Origin of the sequence: Plectonema cf. radiosum LEGE 06105, from assembly GCF_015207665.1 — a bacterium.
GTDB classification, from domain to species: domain Bacteria; phylum Cyanobacteriota; class Cyanobacteriia; order Cyanobacteriales; family Nostocaceae; genus Rivularia; species Rivularia radiosa_A.
This window is the reverse complement of the sequence record NZ_JADEWL010000130.1, coordinates 1-17,892: the sequence shown is the minus strand read 5'-3', so window position 1 is coordinate 17,892 and position 17,892 is coordinate 1. Positions and strand designations below refer to the sequence as shown.

Genomic DNA, 17,892 nt, shown 5'->3' with positions numbered 1-17,892 from the left:
CCCCATCTCCCCATCCCCCTGTCATGCTGCTTCTCGCAACTGAGGCTTTTGTGATACTTCGGGAAATGTTAACTGTAACTGTTCCGCTAGTGGTACTTTTTCTTGCTGCAAAACTTCTACATCAATATTTACGCTGATCAAATAATTACCCCCATCAGCATCGACAGCTTCAGCAATTAATTTTGCAATATCGGGACGCTTAGAACTAAGCACGTCACGCAAAATACATCTATCCCATTCGTGCTTAGCTGTAGGGTTGATACTGAGAATAAAGTGTTTAACCATAGGACAAATTTTTGCTTATCTTCTCAAAGACTTCTATTGAGTCGCTTTGTTCGATTATAGTAGATTTGTACTAAAATATCAATATTTCTTGAGGAGTACCCTGAAAAGTCGGGTTTTTATAAAGGTTGTGTTGTGGTAAAGATATTTAAGCCAAAAAACCGACTTCTTGATATTTGTTGCTGAGGGATGAGATGAGTTTATTCCTACAGTGAGAGTAAAGACAAAGCGGTAACATCTATTGTGTTTACTAATACTCCTTGGGTTGTGGCTGACGCGATTAAAAATGCTTAGAGTGAATTTTAATCCCCAGTCCTTGGACTAGTTAATACTCGTCAAAACCATTGTTTTAATTGTCGAAACTAGTAAGGAAAATTACCATGAAGCTTACCAATTTATCTAAAACTCTCTTTAGTAGTGCTTTCGCTGTTAGTTTAGCCACTTTACCTTTATCGCTTCCTGCTTCTGCTCAAACAGGAAATTTAGATCCAGATACCACTGGAACGACCATCGTTAGAGAAGATAATGACAGCTTTGATTGGGGATGGTTAGGTTTGTTAGGCTTGCTTGGGTTAGCAGGATTAACAGGTCGCAATAAACGTAATGACACAGTAGCTTATCGCGACCCAAATGTTAGAGGAAATGATACTACAGGAACGACTACCAGATATTAAATTATCAATCAACAATCACAGTTAACGGTTAACCATTAACCGTTAACTGAATTTACCCAAACCGATTGTTGTAGTACAGGAATGGAAATTCCGGCTTTATCAAAAGCGACTTTAAGACGACGACGGAATTCTCTAGCTACATCCCATTGTTTGAGGGGTTGGGTTTTAATCCAAACACGTATTATCAAACCGCGATCGCCAAAGTTATCGATTCCTAAAACTTCAGGTGGTTCAATAATTTGATTATCCCATCTGGCATCTCGATCCATTTCTAAACCAACAGTTTCAATTAGTTCCAAAGCTTGGTCAATATCTGCTTGATAAGCGATGGGAACAGTTAGGTCAGCACGAGACCAGCGACTCGAAAGGTTGGCAACTATTTTTATTTCACTGTTGGGAATTGTAATCAAGCGTCCTTCTGCATCGCGTAACTGGGTTATCCGCAAGTTGAGATTTTCTACCAATCCCCCCACATCACCCACTGTAATTACATCACCCAAAGCGTACTGGTCTTCTACAATAATTAAAAAGCCGTTGATGGCATCTTTAATTAAGCTTTGAGAAGCCAATGAAAGTGCTACACCAACTAAACTTGCACCAGCTAACAAGGGAATGATATCTATTCCTAAAGCCGTCAGAGCCACTAAAATGCCAACTGCTGCGAATATCAATGCAGTAATACTTTTTGATACACCAGAGAAAGTAGAAACTCTTAGTTGCAATCGGGCTGAAGTCTCTGGAGTTAACAAAGCACTACTTCGGACAAAAGCAGAGGTAAAACGGTCAATTAACACATAGGTGAGGCGAATAGCCACATAAGTTCCCACTGCCACAATACCTAATCTGAAAGGAATCCGCAAGAGTGTGATAATCCCGGCTTCAATTGGTCGTGTGTAAGGAAATAAACTCAGTATCATTAAAGTTCCGCCAGTCCAGATAGCAGCCTGAGTTAGCTGAAACAGTCGTCGCTTGACTTCTAAAATATGGCGATTTTGCTGATGACTCAATTGTGTGGTAATGGGTTTAGCGACTCGTGTATCAGCAGGAGGCGGCTTTAACATAAAATTTCGCTTGGAACGCCGTGAAAAGCGCTTAACTCCCCAACTCATGAGCATCATTCCCCCAGCAATAGCCACAGCTATTTTGCTTTGATTAATAAGAAACTCAGGTTGTCGCTCTACTTTACCTTGCCTCAAACTCTCTTCAATATCTCGTTGCAGATTCTCAGCCAAAATTTGAGGTTCGAGCTGTCGTAATTTTGCATCTTCTGGAGTAACAGTTAAAAGATATTGGTCGTTGACATAAATTACTGGTAATTCGTTTCGAGTCCGCACCTCAACATTAAGTTTGTCATCATTTGAGCGAAAGTAATTTTGACTAATTGCAGCTATATTTTGATTTATATCTCGCAAACGCTCTTGAATAGTGGCTCTGGAAGCAGTTATTTGAAATAAACGCCGGCCATCTAAGTAAACCCAACCATTAGCAATTTGATTTTCTGAGTCTCCAATATCCCACGAAGGTGGTTGTAGTTGTAGTTGAGGTAAAAAGGGAATTTGCGCCATCCCCACCTCACTGCTTACCCCAACAGTTATCAGTATGGAACATAAAGCGATAATCATAAATCGATAGCGCAATCAATATCTCCTTTTTTTATAGTTAACTGAAATCAATTTTGACAAATAATTCTTGTAAATATACCTATCGATAGGTGAGTTTTAAATTACTTGGTATAAGTTTGTCTCATGTAAGACATAAATACGAATTATAAATTAGTAAAAAGACTTATAATATTTTCAAACTGAATGCAAATCATCCTCCTTGTTTGCCAGACTTGGTTTAATCTAGTAAAGTGCGTTTAGTTAGACGCAAAATTCTTATTCAAAAGAGGACTATTTAATGACTGCAACAACTCCCAGATTAAAGCACGAGGTTAAAGACCTCGGCTTAGCTGCTTTGGGAAGACAACGTATTGAATGGGCTGGACGCGAAATGCCTGTTCTCCGACAAGTTCGCGATCGCTTTGCTCAAGAAAAGCCTTTTGCTGGACTTCGTTTAGTCGCTTGTTCTCACATCACTACAGAAACAGCACATTTGGCGATCGCGCTGAAAGCAGGTGGTGCAGATGCACTGCTGATTGCTAGCAATCCTTTATCAACTCAAGATGATGTAGCTGCAAGTCTAGTCGCAGACCACGAAATCCCCGTCTTTGCCATCAAGGGTGAAGATAATGCAACCTATGAGCGTCACGTTCAAATCGCTTTAGATCATCGTCCCAACATTATCATTGATGACGGTTCTGATGTAGTTGCGACTTTAGTTAAAGAGCGTCAACATCAACTTTCCGATATTATCGGTACCACAGAAGAAACCACAACCGGAATTGTGCGTTTGCGTGCCATGTTAAATGATGGCGTATTAACATTCCCGGCGATGAATGTCAACGATGCTGACACCAAGCATTTCTTCGATAACCGCTACGGTACCGGACAATCAACTCTCGATGGAATTATCCGCGCTACCAACATTCTATTAGCTGGTAAGTGCATTGTGGTTGCTGGTTACGGTTGGTGCGGTAAAGGCTGTGCGCTCCGTGCTAGAGGTATGGGTGGTAATGTCATCGTTACTGAAATTGACCCCATCAGAGCTATTGAAGCAGTAATGGATGGTTTCCGCGTCCTACCAATGGCAGAAGCTGCACCCCAGGGTGATTTGTTCATCACTGTAACTGGTAACAAGCACGTAATTCGTCCCGAACACTTCGATGTCATGAAAGACGGTGCGATTGTTTGTAACTCCGGTCACTTCGACATTGAAATTGACCTCAAATCCTTGGGTGCTAAAGCGACTGATGTCAAGGATGTTCGTCCTTTCACTCAAGAGTATAAGTTGCCCAGTGGCAAATCGGTTGTTGTCCTCGGTGAAGGACGTTTGATCAACCTTTCAGCAGCGGAAGGACACCCCAGCGCTGTAATGGACATGAGTTTTGCAAACCAAGCTTTGGGTTGCGAATACCTCGCGAAAAACAAAGGTAAGCTCGAACCCGGTTTGTATTCTATTCCCGAAGAAGTGGACAAGGAAATTGCTCGCTTGAAGTTGGAAGCCATGGGAATCAAAATTGATACTCTAACTTCTGCTCAAATTGAGTACATGAATTCCTGGACTTCTGGAACCTAATTTTAATTTAATTCCGAGTTGGGATTAAATCGCAATCCAATTTATTTACATATGGAACGGGCTACAATGCCCGTTTTTTGTTACTCAGTTTACTAGAGGGATAAAATTAGTCGCCTACTGCCTACTTCCTACTCTCTTTACTTAGACTAAAGACTAATATTCGCTGATTACTGGTAACTCAATGGTAAAAGTAGAACCTACTCCCCACTCACTTTGTACGTGAATTTGACCACCCATCATCTGACAAAAATGCCGAGTAATCGCTAATCCTAAGCCAGTTCCACCATACTTTTTAGTAGTAGAAGCATCACCTTGTGTAAATGGTTTAAATAATTGTTTTAGTTGAGGTTCGGACATTCCTATTCCGCTATCTTTAACGATAAAAGTAATGATTTCCCTGGGGATACCAGCTATAAAATCTTTTTGCCGTCTAATTTTCAGCATTACTTTACCATTAGTAGTAAATTTTGCGGCATTGCTTAATAAATTTAATAACACCTGTCGTACTCTTGTTTGATCGGCATACATTGTACCGAGTTCTCCATCGCAATCAATTTCTAATATGCTGCCATTTTTCTCTACAGTTGGCTTGATTGTAAGAACCAGATTGTTGATCAGTGATACTACCTCAAATGTCTCTGGATAAAGAGTCATTTTCCCGGCTTCAATTTTGGATAAGTCAAGAATGTCGTTAATTAGTTCTAGTAAATGTTTCCCTGCGGTATTAATTGTTTCTAAATCAACAGCAAAGTCTCCCGTTACACCTAAATCGGCAGCATCTTCTTGCAAAAGTTGACTTAAACCAATTATGGCATTCAAAGGCGTGCGTAATTCGTGGCTCACGTTTGCCAAGAATTGACTTTTTGCTTTACTAGCGGCTTCTGCTAATTCTTTCGCTTTTTCTAATTCCTTAGTTCTTTCTGATACTCTTTCAATTAGTCTATTCAGTGATTTTGCTAGTAGACCAATTTCGTCTTCCGTTGTAACTGGAGCGCGTAAATTAAAATTAGATTTGAGAGCGACTTGTTCGGCTACTTGAGTTACCACAACCACTGGTTCAGCTATAGCGCGGGAAGTTCGCCAAGCCACCACAACGGCGATCGCCACTGAAAGTAACATACTCGCGATCGTGATTGTTCTTTCAATTCCTTTAGAAAATTCTAAGTTTTTTGCTCTTTGAGCCTCTTGTGTTTGGGCGCTTTGAAGAATATTACTTAGTGTATGATTCAATTGTTCTAAGCGGATAGCTGTTTGAGAACGTGTCAGTTGAAGTAATTGTTGTTGAAGGGCAATTAGTTGTGGGGATTCGGATTGCTCTTGCAGTTGGCTGATTATTGAGTCTAATTGTTGCGTGTAAGACTCCAAATTCATTTCGTAGTCGCGCAATAATGCTTGAAGAGTCGCTTCAGTAGCGGCTAATCTTGCAGGTTTACTGTAAATAAATTCGGAAATTTTTACTTCAACATCTTTAACTTGGTCAATACTTCTGGAAAATTCAGCTTTTTTACGAGAAAGTTGTTCAGGCTCTTCTACCAGTGCAGCCAAACTATAACTGTGCAATTGTGCTTCAGTTAAAGCATCTTTATAATCTGCGAGCATTTGCGTTTGATATTGAGCATGATTAAACTGTCTGATCTCTCGGGCCCGATAGTAATTGGCAATTGCTAACCCAACAAGCGATCCAAAAAAACCAATGGCGATCGCCACAAAATATCCACAGCCAATTTTTTGATGAATGCGTCTAGAACTAGCCTTAAGTTTCCCGCTTGAAGGAAATTCTAAAGTAGGCAGTTCATCATTTGAGGGTACATCTTCTGACACTTCTTTACTTCGTGAACTGCTGTTACCTGCGGTTGGCTTTTGAGTTCGCATTCGTCAAATCTCCTTACCCTCCCGCCACAATTTATACATTAGTCAAGGCGGTGAAATTAAATCAATATATTAATCAACATTTATTATCATCTTCTTTTATAACAGTTACAAAAGTCTAATCGCTAGATACTTTGCACGAGCTTTATAGTATTCAAGGAATTAAGTGTTAAAACTTAACATATTTGCTTGTTACTAAGGGTTTATTTTATTCGTTTTGGTTTCCTTAAGGTTTTGAGACTGAGATATTTGCAATAAACCCGGTTTTTAGTCCAGGTGCCTGGAGGTGTGTAAACGAACTCATTGTAAACGAACTGATTATTTATAATTAACCAAATATCATACCAAAAAAAAGTGAGGGATTACAAACCCCAAGTTTGCTCCTCACTTTCTATGTAAGTTGAAAATGTTTGATTGCGTCTTTCTGTTGAGAAAACAGCTACCCGTTCATGAAAAACGGGGCAATCTTCATTTAGGAAAGACTCAAAGCTTTAGTAGAATTTGGTATTGCTACCGAATTCAATTCGGCTATTTCTTGTTTTAATATCTGAGCTTTATCAGTATTTTCCCAAGGTAAATCTAAATCAGTACGTCCAAAATGACCGTAAGCCGCGATGTCCTGGTAAAAACGTCCGCCTCGTTCATTTGACAATTTACGCAAATTGAAGGCATGAATAATACCCGCAGGGCGCAGTTCAAAATGCTTTTGAACTAATTCGAGCAAAGTTTGCTCATCAACTTTACCAGTACCGAAAGTTTCGATCATTATGCTCACAGGTCTTGCGACACCAATGGCATAACTCAATTGCACTTCACATTTCTCTGCTAAACCAGCAGCAACAATGTTTTTCGCCACATAGCGACAAGCATAAGCGGCGCTGCGGTCTACCTTCGTGGGGTCTTTTCCGGAAAAAGCTCCGCCACCATGTCTAGAATAACCACCATAAGTATCGACAATAATTTTACGTCCGGTAAGACCTGAGTCTCCTTGGGGTCCACCAATCACAAATTTGCCGGTAGGGTTAACTAAAAAGCGGGTTTGCTCCGAGGGCTTAATGTCAATATCACCAAATACAGCTTCAACTACGCTATCCCACAAATCTTGTTTGATTTTTGCTTGCACTGCTGCTTCATCAGTAATTTCACCAATAGCAGGCGTGTGCTGGGTAGAAATAAGGATGGTATCAATACCTACAGGTTTGCCGTCTTCGTAAACGATACTTACCTGAGTTTTGCCATCAGGACGTAGATAAGGTAATACACCAGTTTTACGAACTACTGCGAGTCTGCGAGCAATACGATGAGCAAGACTGATGGGTAAAGGCATCAATTCGGGAGTTTCGTTACAAGCGAAACCAAACATGATGCCTTGGTCACCAGCGCCAATTTTATCGAATTGTTCTTCGCTATCCTCTTGACGGGTTTCGTGAGCAGTATTAACCCCTTGAGCAATATCTGCTGATTGTTCGTCCAAAGCGACTAAAATCGAGCAACTATTGGAAGAGAAACCATTCACAGCATCGGTATAACCAATCTCAGCTATTTTCTTTCTAGCGAGATCCATGTAATTGACGTTTGCTTTACTGGTAATTTCCCCAGTAATCAGCACCAAACCTGTATTAACCACTACTTCCGCAGCCACGCGGCTTGTGGAATCTTGTTCGAGCAAAGCATCCAAAATGGTATCAGAAATCTGGTCGCAGATTTTATCTGGATGACCTTCGGTCACTGACTCGGAAGTAAATAGATAGCGACGAGTCAAATTAAATTCCTCCCTTTTAGAGTATTTAGACTTAATTCATGCTGGCATTTTATTAAGTCACTTAACCTGCAATCATACCAACATTTTTGCAGCTAATAATCAGTATTATATTAACTTTTTAAATGTTGATAGTTATCGTAACTAACTTGAAAATATCTGTTTTTTTTGCTAAATGAGTTAATTTGCGCTAATTTTTTTTGTTAAAAAAGGGACACCACATAGATGTCCCGGTAAAAATAATTATGGTTTTCAAAAATGGTCAAAACTTTTTCAGACCGATTACTAAACTTCAACAGCCATTTTCGCTTCTTTCTGGGTTAAGCGTTCATAAGCAGCACGCATTTTTAAACCAGTCAATACTTGGAATAAACCCGTTCCGTTATTAGAACCAGGATATTCGCGGTGCTGAAGCAGCAAATGAGTCATCTCTCCTTGATATTTAGTAGATGTGTTGCTCAAATGCGTCTCAATATAAATAACTTCATCAAGGTTATCAAATTGACCATCAACCTCTAATACGGAGACATAACGACCGTAATATACATCCGAGCCATAGTACATTTGCATACCAGGGTAAGAACAAGTCAGCTTACGTCCACAAGGAGTCCATTGAATTGTTGAACCTTCATCAAACAGATAAGCTGGTTCAAAACCTTCCTTATCTTCACGTTGCAACATCCGGACTCTAAGCACTTTACGTTCTTTATCGTCTTTAATCAGGTTGGTTGGTAACACCTGAAGTACCACATCAGCAAATTCTCTTTGCGGTTCAATGTAGTTTTGAAAGTCAGGTTTGCGAGAATTTATCGCAGCCAACACATCTTCGTAATTGTGTCCTCTTTCTGCCATATCCCGTTGGATTTTCCAAGCAATTTTAACTTCATCGCCGATATCTAAATAGACACTGAAGTCAAGCAAAGAACGCACCCGCTCATCATATAAAGGATGCAATCCTTCTATTACAATAATATGATTTGGTTCTATTCTTTCGGGGGGGTCTATTTCGCCGGTTTCATGGTTATATATCGGTTTATCAATCGCTTGACCATCTTTAAGAGCTTTCATTTGCTCATACATTAAGTCAAAATTATTTGCTCTTGGATCTAGCGCTGTTATCCCTGTTTGCTTACGTTGCTTACGGTCTAAACTATGATAGTCATCTAAACAGATAACGGTCATAAATTCTTCACCAAACAAATCGATTAAGCGACGTAAAAATGTCGATTTACCGCATCCGGAGTCTCCAGCAACTCCAATCATTACAATGCGATCCGGCTTACTTGTCATAAATTCCCTCTAATTAGTTTCTAAAGATGACTGAATCAATATTTTTTTTTACACAGACAGTTTTATCCTAGGTCAGGAGTTCCCTATAGGTCGCCCTGGGTCGTTGCTGCACAGCAATAGTTCACGAGCCTAAACGGGTAACTAATAGCTCTTATTACTTGATCCCCGCCTTGTTAGTCGAGATTCGTGCTGTAAGTATTTAGTCCTAGCAATACTTGGGATTGTAACAGAACGGAGGTATCATATACAAGTTTTACCCCTGAAAAATACTCTTCTGTGGGCTATCTAGAATTACAAATATCCAATTACTAATTAAAAAATTGTTTTATTTCATTTTTTGTTGGAAAAACTATTGTGATAATTTACACATTTTATTCAAACTACTTGTCTACTTCTTAATTAAAAAATAATTGTATAAATTTTTCAATTGCCAATCCTACAACCCCTATTAGGATAATGGTATCAAAATAATCGTCAAATAACAAACAATGTATACCAAACTACATAATTACCTTGCTTATGTATTACACAGTAAAAAAATCTTCCTTGTGAGTTTTTTGTTGAGTTTTTAAAACGCCTTTATTAAGGTTGACAGATGTTTCACATCACGTAAAACTGATTATAGTTGCTTATATCACCTTTAATTGCCGATAAAGTATAGCTACAAACGGTATATCGCCATTGCTAATACCTTTTGCGAATAAAAATTGTAGCTATAAGTGTTCTGAGCAATTTAGCTAAGAACATTCTTGTCATAAGCAATTAGAACGGTGAATAGCCTGATCTAAAAAAGTGGAAGAAGTCTTGCGAACAAGGAAAATATTTTCCTTTTGTGAATTATTATCAATATCATTGATAGACCTCGGCGGTGATGGTTTGCCGAACCCTGGTAAATGCAAGCTATCTTCCGTATAAGGAGGTCAAATTTGACAAAAAAAAAATTAAATTGATTCATTATTAACATTCTGCGAAGAACTTATCATTTACCTTAGAAGGTGAACAGGTGTGTCTTTAACTAATCCCGCGCTAACTAAGGTGAGTTTGAGCAGTAATACTGGTGGGTATGTTTATTCCACTTTCTCGCATCATGGCTTTTTAGTATACCGAAATTCGGCTTTACTAATTGATGATGATTTGGGAAAAGATTTTTTTTGATACATGGTTAAGTAATCAATCGGAGTGGTAGAAAAAATGTATTATCAAGGTGCTGTTGAAAGTACTGCTAACAGTGAATCAGGTAGCCGCGTTTTTTTATATGAAGTAGTAGGTTTACGTCAGAGCGAAGAAACTGATAAAACAAACTACCAAATTCGTCAAAGTGGCAGTGTATTCATCAGAGTGCCTTACAACCGCATGAATCAAGAAATGCGGCGTATCTCTCGTCTAGGCGGCAAAATTGTAAGCATTCAATCAATGGCCACTTTGGAGCAGCTTAACGGCAATCTTGCTTCAAATGGTGTCAACGGTGTTAGCAAAGGGGATGTTGAAGCCACATCTGTTGCAAGTAATGCAACGGATAAAGAGTCTAGAAAGAAGGATAAAAAAGGCAACACCATGACTGAAGCGAAAAGCAAGAAACACGGTGACGTTCCCGTAAATATTTATCGACCCAAAGATCCTTTTGTCGGTAAATGTTTGTCTAATGAAGAATTGGTCGGCGAAGGCGGAATTGGTACCGTTCGTCACCTCAAGTTTGACCTTTCCGGCGGAGATTTACGTTATTTAGAAGGTCAAAGTATCGGTATTATTCCACCGGGAGTAGACAAGAATGGTAAACCAGAGAAACTCAGACTTTACTCCATCGCTTCAACTCAACATGGTGATGATTTAGATGATAAAACTGTATCATTGTGCGTTCGCCAATTAGAGTATAAGCATCCGGAGACAGGTGAAACAGTTTACGGTGTTTGCTCAACTTACTTAACTGGTCTTGAGCCTGGAGCAGATGTTCAAATCACTGGTCCTGTGGGTAAAGAGATGTTATTACCCGATGACCCGGAAGCCAACATCATTATGATGGGAACTGGAACGGGTATTGCTCCTTTCCGTGCTTATTTGTGGCGGATGTTCAAGGATGAAGAAAGGAAAATAAATACAGACTATCAGTTCAAGGGTTTTGCTTGGTTGATATTTGGTATTCCTACAACTCCCAACATTCTTTATAAAGAAGAGTTAGAAGAAATACAATCTAAGTATCCCGATAACTTCCGTTTAACTTACGCTATCAGCCGCGAACAAAAAAATCAAGAAGGCGGCAGAATGTACATCCAGCACCGTTGCGAGGAGTACGCTGAGGAATTATGGAAAATGGTTAAGGACGAAAAAACTTATACCTACATTTGCGGTTTGAAGGGTATGGAAGACGGTATTGATGCCGCCCTTTCCGCTGCTGCTGCTAAAGATGGTGTAGACTGGAGCGATTACCAAAAGCAACTCAAAAAAGCACATCGTTGGAACGTTGAAACTTACTAAATCTCAGATTGACCGGAACGCCGGTTAGCGTAGGCTTGCAACGGCGGTGTACTGCTGAGTGCTGACTTTTGACAAAGTAAACTTTAGGTAGGGTATATTGCCCTACCTATATTATTTAGTGGAGTTGGGTGCAAATAAGGTGGGTTTTAAACTGGGAATCCTGGGATTAGGCACTGTCGGATGCGGTACAGTGCAATTGTTATTAGATAGCGATGGTCGTCATCCTTTATTAGAAGAAATTGAAATATATCGCGTCGGAGTGCGATCGCCAGACAAACCTCGTGAAGTAAAATTGCCGCCAGGAGTTATCAATACAGATTTAGAGGCGATTGTCAACGACCCAGAGATAGATATTGTCGTAGAAGTGATGGGTGGATTGGAGCCAGCCAGAGAACTGATACTCAAAGCCATCCGCAACGGGAAACACGTTGTCACTGCCAATAAAGCAGTTATTTCCCGCTTCGGTGAAGAAATATATACAGCCGCTAATCAAGCCGGAGTATATGTAATGCTCGAAGCATCCGTGGGTGGAGGGATTCCGGTAATTCAACCATTAAAGCAATCTTTGAGCGTCAACCGTATCCAAGCAGTTACTGGTATTATTAACGGTACGACCAACTACATCTTGACCCGGATGCAGAGCGAAGGTAGTAGTTTTGACTCGGTACTCGCTGATGCACAGAATTTGGGTTATGCAGAAGCAGACCCCACCGCTGATGTAGAAGGTTTAGACGCTGCCGATAAAATAGCCATATTAGCATCTATAGCTTTTGATGGGGGCATTAAAAGAGAAGATGTTTATTGTGAAGGTATTCGGCAGGTAAGCAAAACTGACATTAGCTATGCCCAAAAGCTGGGATTTGTGATCAAATTGTTGGCGATCGCCAAAAAAATTGATAAATTATCCGTATCTGTGAGAGTTCATCCGACTTTAGTACCCTTGGGACATCCTTTAGCAAGCATCAATGGCGTTAATAATGCAATCCTTGTAGAAGGAGAACCCATTGGACAAGTGATGTTTTTCGGACCAGGTGCAGGTGCGGGTGCTACAGCCTCCGCCGTATCATCAGATATTTTAAATCTTGTTTCTCAACTTATAAGTTTACCTGAATCAAAGATTGAAAATTCAAAATATAAAATTCCTAATTTAGACCCATTATTAGCTAGTTTTCATCAACAATATTGTCAGTTAGCTCCTAGTGAAGAACTTATTACTCGATTTTATGCGCGTTTCCTGACAAAAGACCAGCCAGGAGTAATCGGTAAACTAGGTACTTGTTTCGGGAAATGTGGAGTCAGCTTAGAATCAGTTGTTCAAACTGGTTTTCAAGAAAAACTCGCGGAAATTGTAGTGGTTACCCATGATGTCACTGAAGGTAATTTTCACAAAGCCCTAGATGAAATTCGCAACCTTGAAGCAGTTGATAGTATTCCTAGTTTGTTGCGAGTACTTTAAAAGGAGTTAGGAGTTGGGAGTTGGGAGTTAGGAGTTAGGAGTTGGGAGTTAGGAATTATATCAAGTCCGGATGATTAGTTATTATTACCAATTCCCTGTCCCCTATTCCCTATTCGCTATTCTTAAAAAATAATATTTGTCTTGAAAAAACTAGTTAATAGGGGTAGTCTATGGCTTAATCTTGTTAGATGCAAATTCTAATACCAACAGGGTAATTATCACGATGACTAACAAGTCACCAATAGATCCTCAGTCATCTTCAGACAATGACTTGGGATTTGACGATTTTATAGGTATACTAGTTGCCTTCTTAACTATCGGTACAATTCTTTTTTGGTCGCTTTCCCGAAAAGATTCTAATTGGAACTTTGGCAACTTGTTTTCACAAGCTCCTGCTAGTGACAATGTACAATCTAGTACCAATGATAATTTAACTAAGTTGTTAGTACCTTCCCCGGAACCCAACAACATTCCTAAGTCTCGTCAACTTGTTAGTGAGACTACACCAACCCAAAAAAATCCAGTTTTATTAGAAAGAGAAACAGTTGACACCGTAATACCACCATTATTAGTAGCACCACCTGCAACAAAATTACCTCCCGATTTAGACCAAGTAGTACCTGGTATCCAATCTTCGGGCAATACATCTAATAAAGTTGATGCACAACCCAAAGCTACCAATACACCAGTAGCGGTTAGTAAACCAACAGCAACACCAATAGCAACAGTAACACCTAGCTTTGAAGCCAAAGCGACAAAATTACCGCCGACAATTCCCCCACCCATCGCTTTTACAGATGTACCTGCTGATTTTTGGGCAAATCGTTTTATAAACGAACTTTCATCACGGAAATTTATCGAAGGTTATCCAGATTTTACCTATAGACCACAACAGCCTGTAAACCGTGCTGAGTTTGCTTCCATAATTGGAAAAGCATTTCAAACTGACGTTAGTAACAACCAAAAAGTATTTAAAGATATACCAGAAAACTTTTGGGCAGAACCAGCGATTAAACAAGCTGTCGGCACTCAATTCATGACTGGATATCCCGATAATTCTTTTAACCCCGAACAGAAGATTCCCAGAGTACAGGTTATTGTGTCTCTTGTGACTGGACTTAATTTAAAAACTCCCGCTTCCCCAGACCAAGTTTTAAGCGTCTACAAAGATGCCGACCAAATTCCTCAGTGGGCAAGGGAAAAAGTTGCAATTGCTACAGCGAATAATCTTGTTGTTAATCATCCAGACCCTGCTTTATTCAAGCCGAATCAAGAAGCCACCCGTGCAGAGGTCGCAACAATGATTCATCAAGCCTTAGTGAAAACAGGTAAACTGCCATCTATAAAATCAAAATATGTGGTGGGTCAACAGTAGTAATACTTAAATTAAAAACGGATAAGTATTATTGATAAATTATTTATTAATATATTAATAATACTTGTCCGCTTCTGTACATAATCAAATTATTGGGAATTACGGGCAAGATGTAAGCCCTGCGGGCAGGCTGCGCCAACGTGCAATAAATCTACCTACATGACGTAGATAAATATATCCCTCAAGTCTTAGGCATTTTTAAGCATTTTTGCCTACTACTTGTGATTTGAGGGTTGTTATTTCACTAGTCAACTCATTACGAGTGGAGGCTTTGAGTAGGTAGCGGTAAATAAACCAAGCAGAATAGCCAATACCAATTAATTCAAAGGTTGGGGCTACTAAAGGAATATCGTTCAATGCATCCAAGACAGCTAGCACTACTCTAACTGCGATTAATGCACCTAAAGCTATACCAAAGTAAATCAATGGCTGCTTATATTTATTAAAGAAGGTTCCCGCATAATCCGGCAATGTGGCTAAAAAACCAGAAAGTTGCTCTCCGTATTTTAGCCATTGCTCTTGAGACTGGGTGGAAGGCTGTATTTTAGTTATAGTTCCAGTAGGATTGTTCATTTCTGGGACTTTTGCCTCTGAAGTTTGAGTTTCCACGATTTCCGGTTCTTGCATTGTGGCTTCCATGATGGTAGGACTTGTTTTTGATTCTTCTAGGAACTGCTACTCGATCAACTCTGAGGTTGAAAGTTATTCAAAGCAGTTATCAGCTAGAAGCGAGCAGGATTGATTATTTCTCGGAATGAACAAGTTCTCAGTTAGAGCAACTAGAATTCCCAAGACCAAATTGTATCCTGAATGTGCAAGTTGCTAATAATCATAGCCATTTAACTACAGATTATGCAAAAACCTGCTGAATTTTTAATTTTTATCAAATCTTATCATGTGAGGGAGTTTGAGGGAGCTATAAAACTCCGTCCTCAATAACGAGTGTTCGTTCAGAAAACGATGTTATAGGGCGGCGATACATGGACTCCCTCAAGCTTATCGATTCCCCTCGATGGGGATGAGATAAGCAAATACATTAAAACTTTACACAACATTATAGCTCATGTAAGTTATAATGTTTTGATGCTGACAATCACCTACGAATACAAGTTACAACCAACAGCCGAACAGATTGCCACCATTGAGCAAACGCTAGATGTATGTCGTTCTGTTTGGAATTTTGCGCTTCGTCAGCGTAAAGATTGGTGTAACTCTCGTAAGTCATCTGTTAATGCTTGTTCGATTCAATCTGAGTACATCATTTCAGCTTCGGAACCTTTTCCTAACTATCATAAGCAAGCCAAACAGCTAACAGAAGCTAAGAACCAATATCCTAAACTAAAAACAGTTCATTCTCAGGTTCTACAACAGGTACTAAGAACCTTGGATAGAGCATGGGATGATATGAAAGCCAGGGGATTCGGTTTTCCACGCTTCAAAAATAAGTATCGGATGCGTTCGTTTGTTTTTCCTCAGCTAGGGAAAGACCCAATTAGAAATGATGCTATCAAGTTCCCTAAATTGGGATGGGTTGAATGGAGGCAGTCAAGACCAATTCCATTCGGGTTTGAAGTCAGGCAAGCAAGGGTTGTTAGAAAAGCATCTGGTTATTTTGTCATGTTGTCTCTACAGCTAAATGTCGATGTTCCCAGTCCCATGCCTCACGGTCATCCGCGAGGATTAGATTTGGGTTACGACAAATTTGTAGCTACTAGTGACGGTGAAGAGATTAAGCGACCTCGATTCCTGAAAATCATGCAGCGTAAGCTTAAATTGCTACAACGCAGGTTAAAAAATAAACAAAAAAGCTCAAATAATCGACATAAGCTAAACCAAAAAATAGCTAGGCTACATCAGCGAATATCTGACACAAGATCGGACTGGCACTATAAATTAAGCCATCATCTTTGCGATGGTGCTGGCATGGTATTTGTTGAGGATATCAACTTTGTCAGTTGGCAAAGAGGAATGCTGTCAAAACACAGTGCTGATGCTGGTTTTGGTCAGTTTGTCAGTATTCTTGAATGGGTGTGTTTTCGCCTTAATGTGTATTTTGCCAAGGTCAACAAAGATGGTACAAGTCAAACTTGTCCTAACTGTGGTACACATACGGGTAAGAAAACTTTAGATATCAGATTTCACCATTGCAATGAGTGTGGATACAAAACTACAAGAGATGTAGCCAGCTCTCAAGAAATCAGAAATCGTGGAATAGCAGCCGTCGGGCAGACGGTAGTGGAAAATGTCTGTGGACTGGAAGCGGTGGGGAGTATCGGTCACGATGCTCTAGTTGGCACGGGACGAAGCAGAAACCCAGCATCGCAAGGTGTTGGAATCCCCTACTTCAAAGACCTAACCGCATAGCGAGATGGCTTAAGTAGGGGAGGATGTCAATATAAAAGTTTGGTTAGAAGTCGGGTTTTCGCAAAATTTTCTTGTGCAAGGGATATTTATGCAGAAAAACCCGACTTCTTTGAAGATTATCTTCTATTGGCTAGAAGTCGGGTTTTTAGCGACATTTTCTTATTGAACGGATCTAGTCCCAATCCGGAATATCTAAATCTTCTCCACCAACACCAATTCCTGTATGGAATATCTCAGCATTGGTGATATTAATATCTTCCATCGATGCTTGATAGACGTTGGAGTCGTAAATTTGAGCGTTAGTTAAGTTAGCATCATTCAAATTCGCTTGCTTGAAATTAACATTTGTTAAGAAAGCTGAACTTAGTTTAGCGTCTTCTAGATTTGCACGAGTCAAGTCAGCACCTTCAAGATTTGCGTGTTCGAGGTTTGCTCCCTGAAGATTTGCACCTCTCAAATCGGCACCTATTAGATGTGAGCCGCGCAGATTTGCTCCTGACAAGTCGCAAGCAACGCATTCTCCAGTTTTAAGCAGCTTTTGTACATCCTGCGGATTTTCTCCTTTAACAGAGCTAGCGAAAAACAGGGGAGCCACTATAGTTATAGTTAAAGTAGCCACAAGTTTGTTAATCATAAAATTTTCCCCTTTTGCAATCAAATATCTTCCGTTCATTTCCTCACACTCATATTATCTCACTAAATCAGTGGAGTATAAGGATTAACGACAAAGCTTCACAGTGATAATCGTTTTCATTTGAGGCAATCGAGGAATAGATGATTTATTTGATTTATTTAACTTGATATTATCAAGGTTTTTAGCCGTTTTTGAGTCGGGATAATTCTTGATTGATTAATGTAAATTTTTGTTAACAATCACGTTTTATAAGTATAATTTATTTTCTTAAAATGATGATTTTACGTAACCTAAGATTGAAATTTAAACAGATAAAAATATACAGGGAGAATACACCTTAATAACACGGGAAGCAGGTAGCCCCGAAGTATGAGTATCAAGGAATTAAAGGAATTGATACTCATACGTCATTTATGTCGGGGCGGAATGCTGACACGACCTGATTTATCAGGCGTGCCATTGACAATTAATTCGTCATTTGTAATGGTGCGGGTCATTAATATACGCTTCGATAATAGCTGAAGATACTTTGCCTGTAGT

The 17,892-nt window shown here is 39.6% G+C and carries 13 protein-coding genes and 1 pseudogene; 6 read left to right on the top strand and 8 right to left on the bottom strand.

All coding sequences use genetic code 11. The features are described 5' to 3' along the window. Nucleotides 1–21: 21 nt before the first annotated feature. On the bottom strand, nucleotides 22–285 hold the full coding sequence (locus IQ247_RS25715) for a hypothetical protein (RefSeq protein ID WP_193924314.1): 264 nt from the start codon (nucleotides 283–285) through the stop codon (nucleotides 22–24). 377 nt (nucleotides 286–662) lie between these two features. Here IQ247_RS25715 and IQ247_RS25710 point away from each other — a divergent pair, with 377 nt between their 5' ends. Then, a complete protein-coding gene (locus IQ247_RS25710) occupies nucleotides 663–956 on the top strand; it encodes a WGxxGxxG family protein (RefSeq protein ID WP_193924312.1) in 294 nt (97 codons plus the stop codon). Between the two features lie 35 nt (nucleotides 957–991). Here the strand turns inward: IQ247_RS25710 and IQ247_RS25705 are convergent, their stop codons facing one another. Beyond that, the gene (locus IQ247_RS25705) at nucleotides 992–2,578 is read right to left on the bottom strand and encodes a mechanosensitive ion channel family protein (protein ID WP_193924311.1); all 1,587 of its coding nucleotides are present in this window, start codon (nucleotides 2,576–2,578) and stop codon (nucleotides 992–994) included. Nucleotides 2,579–2,855: 277 nt separating this feature from the next. Between IQ247_RS25705 and ahcY the strand changes: the two genes are divergently transcribed. Beyond that, on the top strand, nucleotides 2,856–4,133 hold the full coding sequence (ahcY, locus tag IQ247_RS25700; RefSeq protein WP_193924309.1) for an adenosylhomocysteinase: 1,278 nt from the start codon (nucleotides 2,856–2,858) through the stop codon (nucleotides 4,131–4,133). A 153-nt stretch (nucleotides 4,134–4,286) separates the two neighbouring features. Here the strand turns inward: ahcY and IQ247_RS25695 are convergent, their stop codons facing one another. The 3 genes from IQ247_RS25695 to IQ247_RS25685 form a co-directional block, all read right to left on the bottom strand. Beyond that, nucleotides 4,287–6,005, bottom strand: a complete 1,719-nt coding sequence (locus tag IQ247_RS25695; protein ID WP_193924307.1) for a sensor histidine kinase — start codon at nucleotides 6,003–6,005, stop codon at nucleotides 4,287–4,289. A gap of 469 nt (nucleotides 6,006–6,474) precedes the next feature. Next, nucleotides 6,475–7,764, bottom strand: coding sequence for a methionine adenosyltransferase (gene metK / locus IQ247_RS25690; protein ID WP_193924306.1), 1,290 nt, complete (start codon nucleotides 7,762–7,764; stop codon nucleotides 6,475–6,477). A gap of 282 nt (nucleotides 7,765–8,046) precedes the next feature. Beyond that, a complete protein-coding gene (locus IQ247_RS25685; RefSeq protein ID WP_193924304.1) occupies nucleotides 8,047–9,051 on the bottom strand; it encodes a phosphoribulokinase in 1,005 nt (334 codons plus the stop codon). A gap of 1,191 nt (nucleotides 9,052–10,242) precedes the next feature. Between IQ247_RS25685 and cpcD/petH the strand changes: the two genes are divergently transcribed. From cpcD/petH to IQ247_RS25670, 3 genes are all read left to right on the top strand, one after another. Continuing rightward, nucleotides 10,243–11,523, top strand: a complete 1,281-nt coding sequence (gene cpcD/petH, locus IQ247_RS25680) for a bifunctional rod-capping linker CpcD/ferredoxin--NADP reductase PetH (protein ID WP_193924317.1) — start codon at nucleotides 10,243–10,245, stop codon at nucleotides 11,521–11,523. A 139-nt stretch (nucleotides 11,524–11,662) separates the two neighbouring features. Then, nucleotides 11,663–12,979 (top strand): homoserine dehydrogenase, encoded by a 1,317-nt coding sequence (locus IQ247_RS25675; protein ID WP_193924315.1) that lies wholly within the window; start codon nucleotides 11,663–11,665, stop codon nucleotides 12,977–12,979. Between the two features lie 223 nt (nucleotides 12,980–13,202). Further along, nucleotides 13,203–14,354, top strand: a complete 1,152-nt coding sequence (locus IQ247_RS25670; protein ID WP_193924303.1) for an S-layer homology domain-containing protein — start codon at nucleotides 13,203–13,205, stop codon at nucleotides 14,352–14,354. Nucleotides 14,355–14,552: 198 nt separating this feature from the next. Here IQ247_RS25670 and IQ247_RS25665 read toward each other — a convergent pair whose 3' ends face one another. Then, on the bottom strand, nucleotides 14,553–14,993 hold the full coding sequence (locus tag IQ247_RS25665) for a CAAD domain-containing protein (RefSeq protein ID WP_193924301.1): 441 nt from the start codon (nucleotides 14,991–14,993) through the stop codon (nucleotides 14,553–14,555). Nucleotides 14,994–15,437: 444 nt separating this feature from the next. Here IQ247_RS25665 and IQ247_RS25660 point away from each other — a divergent pair, with 444 nt between their 5' ends. Then, the gene (locus tag IQ247_RS25660; protein ID WP_193924299.1) at nucleotides 15,438–16,718 is read left to right on the top strand and encodes an RNA-guided endonuclease InsQ/TnpB family protein; all 1,281 of its coding nucleotides are present in this window, start codon (nucleotides 15,438–15,440) and stop codon (nucleotides 16,716–16,718) included. A gap of 172 nt (nucleotides 16,719–16,890) precedes the next feature. Here the strand turns inward: IQ247_RS25660 and IQ247_RS25655 are convergent, their stop codons facing one another. Together IQ247_RS25655 and IQ247_RS33765 are read right to left on the bottom strand one after the other, a co-directional pair. Beyond that, nucleotides 16,891–17,352 carry a pentapeptide repeat-containing protein gene (locus IQ247_RS25655; RefSeq protein ID WP_193924298.1) on the bottom strand — a complete coding sequence of 154 codons (462 nt, stop codon included), beginning with the start codon at nucleotides 17,350–17,352 and terminating at the stop codon, nucleotides 16,891–16,893. A gap of 474 nt (nucleotides 17,353–17,826) precedes the next feature. Then, nucleotides 17,827–17,892: pseudogene (locus IQ247_RS33765) on the bottom strand (IS200/IS605 family transposase); the annotation flags it as partial.

Excerpts from the sequence above, each read along its gene's own strand:
- IQ247_RS25715 (WP_193924314.1), bottom strand. The coding sequence starts at position 285 with ATGGTTAAACACTTTATTCTCAGTATCAACCCTACAGCTAAGCACGAA.
- IQ247_RS25710 (WP_193924312.1), top strand. The coding sequence starts at position 663 with ATGAAGCTTACCAATTTATCTAAAACTCTCTTTAGTAGTGCTTTCGCT.
- IQ247_RS25705 (WP_193924311.1), bottom strand. The coding sequence starts at position 2,578 with ATGATTATCGCTTTATGTTCCATACTGATAACTGTTGGGGTAAGCAGT.
- ahcY (WP_193924309.1), top strand. The coding sequence starts at position 2,856 with ATGACTGCAACAACTCCCAGATTAAAGCACGAGGTTAAAGACCTCGGC.
- IQ247_RS25695 (WP_193924307.1), bottom strand. The coding sequence starts at position 6,005 with ATGCGAACTCAAAAGCCAACCGCAGGTAACAGCAGTTCACGAAGTAAA.
- IQ247_RS25685 (WP_193924304.1), bottom strand. The coding sequence starts at position 9,051 with ATGACAAGTAAGCCGGATCGCATTGTAATGATTGGAGTTGCTGGAGAC.
- cpcD/petH (WP_193924317.1), top strand. The coding sequence starts at position 10,243 with ATGTATTATCAAGGTGCTGTTGAAAGTACTGCTAACAGTGAATCAGGT.
- IQ247_RS25670 (WP_193924303.1), top strand. The coding sequence starts at position 13,203 with ATGACTAACAAGTCACCAATAGATCCTCAGTCATCTTCAGACAATGAC.
- IQ247_RS25665 (WP_193924301.1), bottom strand. The coding sequence starts at position 14,993 with ATGGAAGCCACAATGCAAGAACCGGAAATCGTGGAAACTCAAACTTCA.
- IQ247_RS25660 (WP_193924299.1), top strand. The coding sequence starts at position 15,438 with ATGCTGACAATCACCTACGAATACAAGTTACAACCAACAGCCGAACAG.
- IQ247_RS25655 (WP_193924298.1), bottom strand. The coding sequence starts at position 17,352 with ATGATTAACAAACTTGTGGCTACTTTAACTATAACTATAGTGGCTCCC.